Raw genomic sequence first — 11,170 nt, 5'->3', positions numbered from 1 at the left:
TTTAACGCTTCCACCGCCTCTTTTAGGCTTCCTGGGAGCTCCTTTATGCCGAGTTCACGCCTTCTTTCAGGCGTCAGCTTGTAGATGTTTTCGTCGAGGGGATCGCCTATCTCGATCTTCTTCTTAATACCATCTAGCCCAGCCGCCAGTAGGGCTGCGAAGCAGAGGTAGGGGTTGGCTGATGGGTCTGGTGGTCTGTATTCGATGCGTTTCTTAGCGGCGCTCTTAGGGCCTCTCTCATAAACGGGTATTCTGATCGTCGCTGATCTGTTGCTCCTACTCCACCCAACGTATACAGGTGCTTCGTAGCCTGGCACAAGCCTTCGGTAGGAGTTTGTGGTCGGTGAGACTATGGCTGATAGTGCTTCAGCGTGTTCCATGAGGCCGCCGATGTAGTATCTTGCGACTTGGCTTAATTCAGCGTATTCGTCTCGCTCATCGTAGAATAGGTTTACACCATCTCGCCATATGCTCATATGCACGTGCATGCCCGAGGCGTTATCGGCGAATATGGGTTTTGGCATCATAGTCGCAACCATGTTATGCTGCACAGCCACATTCTTCACAACATACTTGTAGGTGGCTACGTTATCAGCAGATTTGGTCAGTGTGTTGTAGAGTATATCGATTTCACACTGCCCCGCTGTAGCGACTTCGTGGTGGTGTGCGTCACATTTAACTCCAAAGTAGTCCTCTAAGATCTTTACGCATTCGCTTCTAAATACCATGAGCGTGTCTTGGGGGGGTGCTGGGTAGTAGCCTTCTTTGAAGCGTATAGGGTAGCCGGAGCTGTTCCACGCAGCCTCCTTAGATTCGATTGAGTAGCTTTGACCTCTATAGGGTGAGAGCGTATCCCAAACCACTTTGTCAAAGACGAAGAATTCGACCTCAGGACCCCAATATGATGTGGTGTAACCTAGTTTAACCAGCTCAGCCTCAGCCTTCTGAGCTATGGCTCTAGGGTCCCAGAGTAGACGACCAGCGCCGAAACCACGATATACGTCGCAGACGAGTCTAGCGGTCTTGATATCCTCACCGTACCAAGGCAGGAGAGCGTATGTTGTTGGGTCTGGGACTAGAAGAAGATCAGATTCGTAGATCTCAACAAACCCTCTTATCGAAGAACCGTCTAATTTAGGCACACCAACCTTAAAAGAATCTACGTCGAGCGTTCGCGCCGGTATGGTCACGTGCTGCAGTCTACCCGCTAAATCCGTGAACTGTAGGTCAACAAACCTGACCTTACTTTCTTTGATCGAGGAGATGACATCTTCAGGTGTTAAGGACTGTAATCTTTTTTCCTCTTCTTTAATCGTCATATGACCACAGGTGGAGGTGCAGATTGTGACATATTTATATCTATCTCTTCTTTTGCTGAACATTTGTCTGAGTCCCACGTCTAAGTATATTTATAAGTAAGGTTTGTTTGTATCTCCTTGGATTTGGAGATAGATGATGTTGATAGAAGGATAATTAAAGAGTATCTTGAGGACGCTAGGCGTTCTTATAGGGAGGTCGCTAAAAGAGTGGGTGTAGCTGTAGGTACAGTACTTTCTAGAGTAAAGAAGCTTGAAGCGGCTAAGATCATAAAAGGCTACTCAGCAATCATAGATTACAGTAAACTGGGTTATGATATAACGGTTGTAACAGAGATCGTGGTTTCTAAGGGTAAGTTGGTTGAGGTTGAGAAGAGCGTAGCAGAGATGCCGGGTGTATGCGCAGTATATGACGTCACAGGGGAGACAGACGCCATAGTTATAGCGAAGTTTAAAAACAGAGAGAGCTTGAGTAACTTCACCAAGAGCCTTCTGAAGATGCCATACGTCGAGCGAACAAACACACATGTGGTTTTGACTACGGCTAAAGAAGACTTCAACCTACCTATTTGAATTCAGAAGCCAAGATATCTAGGATGCCAAAGGCTTTAGCTTTTGTGGAAGATGGATTTTCTTTCACACATTTTCTAGATGCGGGTTAAAGGGCATCACCCCCTACAACGTGAGAGAGTCAACAAGAAGGCCCCGCTCGGTAAACGTAGATAATGGGTCATAAAGTCGTCTGAAGATTATACCAGATTCTCCCTCTTTTACCAATAGTTGTATCAAATCGGTACATTCTGATGCCAAGATGATGTACTATGTATTTAAAAACATTAGTCTTTTTTAGAATCTCCTAGGCTTGCTCAGACAGCACGGCGCTGGGGATAGGGGTTTACAGATCTCTGAAATTAAGGTCTTAGATCATTACATCAACCTACCTAAGCAGATCCAGAAGGAGTTTTGGACGACCCAGAAGATAATGCACATCAGATCATTGGCTGAGACGGGCAGAGCGGTTAGGATGTGGGCTCCGCCTGAAGAAAAGTCGTCAAGACCTTTAGATAGATTGAGGTTCAAAGCGGTTTGTGATCCGCAGAACACAGTGGATAGTAAGGTGAATATAGGTAGAGGTAGAATACAGCTCTCAGCGCCAATATATTTTGCCGATATGTCGTTCGGCAGCCTCTCAGGTGTAGCGAACATCGCGCTAGCTAAAGCTGCTGACATCACAGAAACCTTGGCTGGAACAGGAGAAGGTGGGTTGCACCCTGAGGTGGCTAAAGCTAGGAGAATTACTGTGCAGTGGGCTTCGGCTAGGTTCGGTGTAGACGTGGATGTGTTGAATAAGGGGTTGGCTGTGGTGATTAAAATCGGTCAGGGTGCTAAGCCGGGTATAGGCGGGCATCTACCTGGGGCTAAGGTGACAGAACCCATCTCTAGAGTTAGAAGAATACCTGTTGGTAAACCAGCTATATCACCCTCACCACACCACGACATATATTCAATAGAGGACCTTGGGCGGAGGATAGAGGCTATAAAAGAGGCTACTGGCAAACCAGTCTTCGTTAAAGTCGGGGCTACAAACTACGTGCAGTTCATAGCGACTGGTGTCGCAAGAATGGGTGGCGATGGGATAATATTGGATGGTGCTGGTGGCGGCACCGGAGCATCACCCCTAGTTATTAGTGACAACGTAGGTTTACCGATAGAAATAGCTGTAGCTTCTGTTGACAAGCTGCTGAGAAAGGAGGGGCTTAGGGAAGGCTTCTCAGTAATAGCGGCTGGGCGCGTAAGCAGCGCTGAGGATGCTGCTAAACTTATGGCTTTAGGGGCAGACTGCGTCTATCTGGGTACAGCAGCGTTAATAGCAATGGGTTGCATTATGTGCCATAGATGCCACACAGGGTACTGCCCCACCCTTCTGACCAATAAGGTTACACCCAACTCAGAAAAGGTTCTTTCTCTGGATAAGGCGGTTGAAAAACTTACGAACTTCGTACGAGGATGGGTTGAAGAGTTGAGGCTTATCGTCAGCTCCCTCGGTTTAAGAAGCGTTAGCGAGCTTGTAGGTAGGAGGGATCTGCTGGAGGCGTTCGACATGTGGGATGAGACAGCATCTATCCTAGGTGTTAAGTTGGTAGAAGGGCGCAAGATCTGTCGAGTTGTGGAGGAGGGTGAGTACTGGTCTCAAAAGAGGGTTAGGCATCTAAGAGAGATCGCTGGGTTCTATGGGCATAATGGAGGTGAGCCTGCATTAGCTGGCACTGGGAGTCTAGGCCCTCCTTTTGTAGAGCCTCCTAAAGCTGTATGTGACTACCTTTTCATAGATGGAGCGCAGGTTACAAGGCCGAGTATAGACCCATACAGGGAGGTTGTTGAAACCGCAGCCTATTTGAGTGGGGTGAGGCTTTCACTCCCACTCTACTTTTCACACCTCAGGGATGGACCTAAAGAGCTTACATTGATCTTCGCTAAAGTTGCTAAGGCTATGGGTTTGATGCTGTACGTTGACAAGGATGATTACGGTGAGCACCTCGCCAACTACTTAAGCCGTATAATGTATGCTGCAGACGAAGTGGAAGATGTGCCGAATGGTGTTGGGGCTATTGTTGTTGATACTTGGTGCGAAACGAAGCCGTTCAGAAAAGCCTTTCCAGACACGCCGCTCTACGTTAGGGTACCTCCCACAGAAGAGAGCTTGGCTTCACTCCCCCAGCTGATACGCCGAGGATTTGACGCAGTCCTCATAGACACAGATCTGATGTACCCGCCGATAGGACTTGATGTCGCGGTTATGACCTCTGAGGCAGACTGGGCGCTGCGGGAACTCTTCTACGGAGGGGTACCTGTTAGAAACCAGATTAGTCTTCTAAGCGGCGGAAGTGTGGTAAGGGGGGCTGATGACGCCTTTAAGCTCTTGTGTTTGGGTGCAGACGCCGTTGGGTTGAGTAAAGCAGCGCTGATAGCTATAGGTTATGAGGAGGGGAAGAGGCTCGACCTCGCTGAAGCCCGCCAAAGACTCGAAAACTTCATCTTAGCAGTCAAAGGCGAGATAAGGCTTCTCGCAGGCGCAAGCGGGGTGAGCAGCATATACACATCTGTAGTAGGGAATCGTGAACTCCTAAGAAGTGTAGATCTAGAGCCGAGTACGAGGAACAGGCTTAAGGTGAAGGCTGCTGGAACCTAGATACCATATACCTGTTGTCAAGCATGGGTGCGGAGTATTCGGCGTTCTGAGAAAGAGGGGAGAGCCTAAGATCGGTAATTTGACCGCTGTTAAAGCTATTGAGAGTGTGCGGTTTAGAGGAAGCAGTCTAGGTGCGGGTTTCGCCTACTTTGATATTCCAGATGGAAAAGCACCGCCTATTCGAATCAAGATATTTGTTGATTCCCCTGAGACTTTACATTATGTTAGGTCTACGCTACTAAGTTACGCTAAGGGCAGCAGGTTGATCATCTTAGGGGAGGAGACGCCTACATTTGACCATAAGGGGGGCTTTAAGGTTTATGAGGTTAGGGCTGAAGCCTCACCGCATACTCTCCAATCCATAGTAGATCAGATCAACATAAGGCTCTTTGATGAGGGAGGGGTTAGGGGTAGAATCTTCTCATATGGGAGATATGTAAACGTATTCAAGGGAGTGGGGTACCCTCATGATGTAGCTGGGGAGTATGAGCTGAATACACATAGATATGAAGCTGATCTGTGGCTAGCCCACACAAGGCAGCCGACAAACTCACCAGGTACAACACCGGTTTGGTCTCATCCGTTTTCAGCGAACGAGGTCGCTGTAGTCCACAACGGGGACATAAGCTCCTACGGCTCAAATCTTCAGCTACTGAGGTTAGCAGGCTATCTGAGCTTCGTAGGCACAGATAGTGAGGTTATAGCTTATATGCTGGACTACTTGCTTAGAGTTAAGGGCTACTCGCTTAGACAGGCGCTTCTGATACTTCAGAACCCTTATGAGTACACAGTCAGCACATCTAATATTAGAGATGAAGTTAAGCTGCTTATGGCTGAGGCAAGAGGGTGCCAGCTTGACGGCCCGTTTACGGTAGTGGCTGGGTATTGTGATGGGAGAGATGTATATCTGCTTGCGCTCGTTGATAGAGCGAAGTTCAGACCTATCATCTTCGGCGAAGACGACAGAGCTTATTACGTGGCTAGCGAAGAGTGTCAGATAAGGTGTGTATCGCCGTCAGCAACGGTATGGACACCAGAGCCAAGCGGTTTATTTGTAGCCTCTTTAAGCAGGGGGTTAATACAAGACGGCAGCTCCATACTATAGGTGAGTGAAATGCTTAGCAATATGCAGCGTGAAGAAGAAGCGTTGATAGACGCATCAAACCTCTCCTCCTTCGAGTTGAATCAGATGATCCTAGATGAGGTGAGGAAGGGTAGGAGGAGGATAAGGGTTTTGAACGTGCTTGGGCACAGATTCATAGGTGCAAATATTGCAGCCCTAGCTCCGGAAGGAACAACTATTACGCTTATAGGGACTGTCGGGGACTGTCTGGCGAATTTCAATCAGCGTATAAACTTCATTGTGCAAGGTAACTGTGGCGACGACGTAGCTGATACCATGCACGGCGGTAGAGTTATCGTCTACGGGGATGTGAGGGATGTGGCAGCTCAAGCTCTGCAGGGTGGCGTGGTGTTTGTTAGAGGAAGCGTTGGTAATAGGGCTGGTATACAGATGAGGGAGTATCTGGATAGAAGACCGTACTTTATCATAGGGGGAGGTGCAGATGACTACTTAGGTGAGTATATGGCTGGAGGCGTGATTATAATATTGGGGTTGGCGCGGTCTTCAAGAAGGAGGGTCGTGGGAAACTATATAGCAAGCGGCTTGGTTGGGGGAAGAATCTATATAAGAAGTAGGGTTGACGATTCTACAATAGGTGTACAGCCGCCGAAAGAAGACATACAACTATATCTTTCATCGTTAGTGGAGGAAGGTGTGTTGGAACAATCAACCTACCTGAAAATAGTCTCCAAAACGGATTTTTCATATTACAGACTAAGAGAGGAGCTTCCAACCCCAGCCTTTGAGCGCATCAGAAGATTCTACACCGCAGCACACGCCGAACCTCCATCATCTGAATACCGTGAACTCAACACCGAAGAAGAACGTGAATTAGGGCCGATCTTACAGGATTATGTGATAACATTTAACCTGCCACACCAAACACTTGAGGAGACCCTTACATCAAAATACACCATAATCTCGAGCAGCGGATAGATTATCAGAAACTTAGTTTAAGAGCATACCTCGCAGCTGACAAGTCATCTGCTCGATGCAAAGTTCACCAACTAATGTTATCCGGATATGAGCGCCCTCTTTAGAGCTTTCAACCATTGTAAACAGAGGGTTGAGCCGCTATGCAAACGAATTACTATCTATATATTCAGTTTGTTCCTTTTACTGTAGACGATTGTTCAGACATTATGAAGATAAACTATATAAATGATTGTCTTTGATGGTAGTGGATGGATGTTTGATGAGTAGCGCAGAGATGGCGGTACATAGGGGAAGTGCGTGTAATAGATTGATTCTCCTTCGCCAATGTACTCGACCAAACTTAATGATGAAGGTGGGGTGAGACAGCTTTGGATTCGGGTGACACAGCTTGGGTATTAATGGCTACGGCTTTGGTAATGGTTATGACACCAGGTTTAGGTTTCTTCTACGGGGGGATGGTTAGACAGAAGAATGCCGTCTCAATAATAATGCAATGCTTTCTTATGCTTATGCTGATCAGCGTTCAATGGGTTCTTTGGGGTTACACATTAGCTTTCGGCTCTTCATTTGGAGGGGTCATAGGAGGGCTTGAGTGGTTGGGGCTGCAGGGCGTTGGCTTGAATCCGAATCCGACCTATGCTGCTACTATTCCTCACGCAGCTTTCATAATGTTCCAAGCAATGTTCGCCGTCATTACGCCAGCGTTAATCGTAGGAGCCTTCGCTGAGAGGGTGAAGATCAACACACTCATCATCTTTATACTGCTTTGGTCTACCTTCGTATATGATCCTGTCGCCCACTGGGTATGGGGTAGTAATGGGTGGTTAAGGCAGCTTGGCGTCCTCGACTTCGCAGGCGGAACCGTTGTTCACGTAAATGCTGGGGCCGCTGCTTTAGCGTCAGCCTTCGTACTACGTCGGAGGATAGGTTTCGGCTCTGTCGCTATGGAGCCTCATAACATCCCCTTTGTAGCACTCGGTACAGCGTTACTCTGGTTCGGATGGTTCGGCTTTAATGCGGGTAGTGCGTTGACCGCAGGATTATCAGCTACCAATGCCTTTATGGTCACTAATACCGCAGCTGCCGCAGCTGGGCTTACGTGGATGCTTATGAGCTGGTATTTTAGGGGTAGGCCAAGCGTTTTAGGGTCGATGGCTGGTGTTGTTGCTGGGTTGGTTGCAATAACACCCGCAGCCGGATTTGTGAACCCTCTTTCCGCAATAGTTATAGGTGTTGGAGCAGGCTTCTTTTGCTACGTTGCGGCAGCGTTTAGGGTTCGAAGGCAGCTTGATGACTCTCTTGATGTGTGGGGTGTGCATGGTATAGGCGGAACGTGGGGGGCTATAGCAACTGGCCTCTTCGCTGAAAAGGCGTTAGGGGGTGTGGATGGGCTGCTTTTTGGTAGAGTTGAGCAACTGGGCATTCAACTAATAGGTGTAGCGGCCGCTTGGGTCTATTCTTTCACCGTGTCCCTGCTCATATTTAAGGCTCTTGATATTGGGTTAGGTTTCTGCGTTAAGCCTGAAGAGGAAGACGTTGGTCTTGACATCTCTCAACACGGTGAGAAAGCTTATGCATCTTTTTGACAGACGGGAGTGTTGTGAATGAAGAAGGTTGAAGCGATCATTAGAGCCGAGAGGCTTGATGAAGTGAAGAATACCTTAGCAGCAGAAGGCTTCCTAGGGCTTACGGTTTATGAAGTGAAGGGTAGAGGGCGGCAGAAAGGAATCGCTCTTCAGTGGCGTGGTGTAAAGGAGTACAGAGTTGACTTGCTACCGAAGATCAAATTAGAGGTTGTTGTGGAAGATAAGGACGTTGAAAGAGTCGTCAATATTCTGAGAGAAAAAGCTTACACTGGAAAAGTCGGCGATGGAAAAATCTTTATTCTACCTGTAGATGAAGTAATCAGAATAAGAACTGGAGAAATGGGAAAAGATGCAATCTAACAAAGCTCGCATCTAGTTGCGATAGTTGATTATTTGTCGATCAATTCATCAACCTATATAATAGCTAAGAACGAACACACGTAATCTAGAGTAAGGCTAACGAGGACCTCCTTACCCTTCCTATTCAAATCAAACTCACGCGCATAAGAAAAATTTACAGATATCTTCGAGAAGAGGGTTATATGGGCACCAGTCTTCACTTTTTTAACAGATGGTTCAAGATTAGATAGGCTAGTGAAGCCGAGGAGAACGCTATCAACAAGCTGAAGATTATGGTGTGTAGAGAGGATGGCTGCTGCCATATGTATTCTAGAGTGGGGATTGTGGTGGATCTGGTTGCTTGCTCTGGATTTTGCGCTTCTAGAGATCTCATGGGTTGCTCGTAGCCGATCTTTTCTCCATATCTTATCGTTAAGAGATTGATGGCGAGTGTCAAAGCTAGCGCCAAGATTATACCTAGCGTAATATGCAGCCAAGGCTTAGGTCGATCCAACCGCAAGTTAGATCCCTCGCCTCTATATTATTTCTAAAGTTTAGAACGGTCTTTTTACCCAAGTTCTAATCGCCTCAAACCAGAAGGCAGCTGTAGCTGCTGAGCCGAAGACGAGAGCGTAGATGTCAGATGAACCCAAGTGTTGGATTATGTACGCTGCAGTGAGTGTTGTGAAGAAGGCTGCGTAGAAGCTGAGTCTAGGCAGCATAAACCGACCAATTTTTGAGAAGGACTGAAGGATAGCCGCATCAACCTTCTTTGTAGCACTGTATCTACCATAATTATCTTTTTCAACTAGCCCCATGTTAAGAAGCTTTTCGAGGTGATGTAGGGCTACGCTTGGGCTTGAAAAACCTAATCTGCGCTGAATCTCCCTTACACCAACAGGCTCATCGCTTGTTAGTAGGTGCAGATAGACTTTAAGCGTCTTTCCCCTTAGGTTGTAGAGTTCATCCTCTTTCTGCTGTTTTTCAGCCAACTTCTCTGCCTTTCTACTAGAGAGGGGCAGATAAATATGCTTTAGATACGCTTATGTGTCTCCATCTCTACATACTCCTCTCCAGAGGTTTGCGTGTTAAAGTGGAGAAGAGGGGTATAAGGGCGCTTGGTATAGCGGAGAGTTTTCGTATAGGTGTATTGGAGCGGTCTTGTTTAGCTGGTGTAGTTATGCGTGCGGATCTTGTTGTTGATGGCTTCGTATTCGGCTCAGCAACTTTGGGCGGTGATGACGCTACCGACGCTGTAGTAGGTATGTTTTATAGGCTTGGGCGTAACGATATAAACGTGATTATGCTTCGCGGCGTCATAATAAGCCTATTTAACATCATCGATATAGATAGGGTTCATCTTGAGACTGGCGTGCCTGTTGTAGGTTTAACTTTCGAGGAATCAGAAGGATTAGAGCACCATATTAAGCACCACTTCCCGCAAAGCTGGCAGCAGAAAATCCAACAGTACCATAAGATAGGTGGTCGCAAAAAGGTGGTGTTAAAAACAGGCTCAACACTCTATATCCGTACTGCTGGTGTGGACGATAAGCAAGCTGTACAGATCTTGGATAAATTTACGCTGCAAGGCGCTATACCCGAGCCTGTTAGGTTGGCGCAGCTTCTGGCGCACGCAAAGTATGAGTGGGATGCTGGACTCTATTAAGCTAGGCTTGCTGCGACTATAATTAATAGAAACTCGATGAGTAGAATCTTACCTCCAGTCTTCGCCACCTCAAACACGTTATCAAAGATTCTCGAGAACTCGTTCAGAATCTTCTCCCCCATCACCTTTACTTGGGCGTATGCTAATTTGGTGGTAAGCGTCGCATCTGCTAGCCTCTCTTCAGCTTTTTTAGCCAAAGCTCTCACAGCATTGATTATTTCATCGACTCCTGTCAATTCGCCAAGAGGCGAGTAGCCTATTGGTGAGCGGGCTTTACCCGAAGCAGAATGTGTGTCACTCGTGCAGAGTTCAACAACCTTAACACCATCAATCTTCACCCCATTAACTAACCTATCTCTTAAACCTCGAACCGCGTTGTTAGCGTCTGCACCAACCAGCAGAAATCTTTTACCAGCCACTTCAAAGAGCAATACACCTATACCGCCAGCACCCACATCTTGCTTAAACGTAAGGTTGAGCTCTGAGGAGTGGCTGAAACCTACTTTAAAGGGGTATTTTGGAGAATCTCTGAGTTTCTGAAGCAGCCTCTCGGAGGCTTCCACTATATCGTTAAGCTCAGAAGCACTATTGGTTTCTCCTTGCGAGTTATGGGCGTCAACGATTATAAGATTGTTAAACCCCAGCTTTGCTGCATCGGCTCTAATCTTCTCACTCACCTCGCTTGGGAAATCCTCCATACCCTCCGGCGCAAGAGTAATGGTTAGCAGAGCAGTTCCATCGAAGGCAATACCGTTTACGATAGCTTTGCCATAAGTTTCTGTAAGAAACTCTGTGCAAACCCCAGAGCTGTTGATCGACTTAAGGTGGTTTAGACTCTCAAGTAGTAGATCAACATACCTCTTTGAAGGAAGGTTCAGGTCGTGGCTTGAAAAGCTATGTAAGATTAAAGGTGCAAACTTATCCGACAACCGCTGCTGCATTTCGAACGGTATATTACTGCTGCCAACATTAGCAAATGGGCCGGGGTGTACGTCAGAAACCACTATAGCAGGG

11 protein-coding genes are annotated in these 11,170 nt (G+C 47.1%); 7 read left to right on the top strand and 4 right to left on the bottom strand.

The features are described from left to right. On the bottom strand, positions 1–1,319 hold a 1,319-nt coding region (glnA, locus tag HA494_05070), incomplete at its 3' end, for a type I glutamate--ammonia ligase (GenBank protein ID NHV97142.1). 123 nt (positions 1,320–1,442) lie between these two features. Here glnA and HA494_05065 point away from each other — a divergent pair. The 6 genes from HA494_05065 to HA494_05040 all read left to right on the top strand — a co-directional run bounded on the left by HA494_05065 (position 1,443) and on the right by HA494_05040 (position 8,511). Next, complete coding sequence (locus HA494_05065) at positions 1,443–1,889, top strand: Lrp/AsnC family transcriptional regulator (GenBank protein ID NHV97141.1); 447 nt, start codon at positions 1,443–1,445, stop codon at positions 1,887–1,889. Positions 1,890–2,226: 337 nt separating this feature from the next. Then, on the top strand, positions 2,227–4,506 hold the full coding sequence (locus HA494_05060) for an FMN-binding glutamate synthase family protein (GenBank protein NHV97140.1): 2,280 nt from the start codon (positions 2,227–2,229) through the stop codon (positions 4,504–4,506). A 79-nt stretch (positions 4,507–4,585) separates the two neighbouring features. Next, on the top strand, positions 4,586–5,611 hold the full coding sequence (locus HA494_05055; GenBank protein ID NHV97139.1) for a hypothetical protein: 1,026 nt from the start codon (positions 4,586–4,588) through the stop codon (positions 5,609–5,611). Between the two features lie 9 nt (positions 5,612–5,620). Further along, positions 5,621–6,565 (top strand): hypothetical protein, encoded by a 945-nt coding sequence (locus HA494_05050; GenBank protein ID NHV97138.1) that lies wholly within the window; start codon positions 5,621–5,623, stop codon positions 6,563–6,565. A gap of 398 nt (positions 6,566–6,963) precedes the next feature. After that, positions 6,964–8,151: an ammonium transporter gene (locus tag HA494_05045; protein ID NHV97137.1), complete on the top strand. Its 1,188-nt coding sequence runs from the start codon at positions 6,964–6,966 to the stop codon at positions 8,149–8,151. An 18-nt stretch (positions 8,152–8,169) separates the two neighbouring features. Then, the gene (locus HA494_05040) at positions 8,170–8,511 is read left to right on the top strand and encodes a P-II family nitrogen regulator (protein ID NHV97136.1); all 342 of its coding nucleotides are present in this window, start codon (positions 8,170–8,172) and stop codon (positions 8,509–8,511) included. Positions 8,512–8,707: 196 nt separating this feature from the next. Here the strand turns inward: HA494_05040 and HA494_05035 are convergent, their stop codons facing one another. Both HA494_05035 and HA494_05030 read right to left on the bottom strand, forming a co-directional pair. Beyond that, positions 8,708–9,004: a hypothetical protein gene (locus tag HA494_05035; protein NHV97135.1), complete on the bottom strand. Its 297-nt coding sequence runs from the start codon at positions 9,002–9,004 to the stop codon at positions 8,708–8,710. A gap of 40 nt (positions 9,005–9,044) precedes the next feature. Further along, a complete protein-coding gene (locus HA494_05030) occupies positions 9,045–9,482 on the bottom strand; it encodes a hypothetical protein (GenBank protein NHV97134.1) in 438 nt (145 codons plus the stop codon). Between the two features lie 53 nt (positions 9,483–9,535). Here HA494_05030 and HA494_05025 point away from each other — a divergent pair, with 53 nt between their 5' ends. After that, positions 9,536–10,156, top strand: a complete 621-nt coding sequence (locus HA494_05025) for a DUF99 family protein (GenBank protein ID NHV97133.1) — start codon at positions 9,536–9,538, stop codon at positions 10,154–10,156. Here HA494_05025 and HA494_05020 read toward each other — a convergent pair. Next, the coding region (locus tag HA494_05020; GenBank protein NHV97132.1) for a DUF2070 family protein at positions 10,153–11,170 on the bottom strand (1,018 nt) is incomplete at its 5' end. The genes HA494_05025 and HA494_05020 overlap by 4 nt on opposite strands.

The organism is Nitrososphaerota archaeon (genome assembly GCA_011605775.1).
In the GTDB taxonomy this organism is placed as follows: domain Archaea; phylum Thermoproteota; class Nitrososphaeria; order Nitrososphaerales; family JAAOZN01; genus JAAOZN01.
Note: the sequence above shows the minus strand (reverse complement) of the source record. Positions and strands in the feature narration are given on the sequence as shown.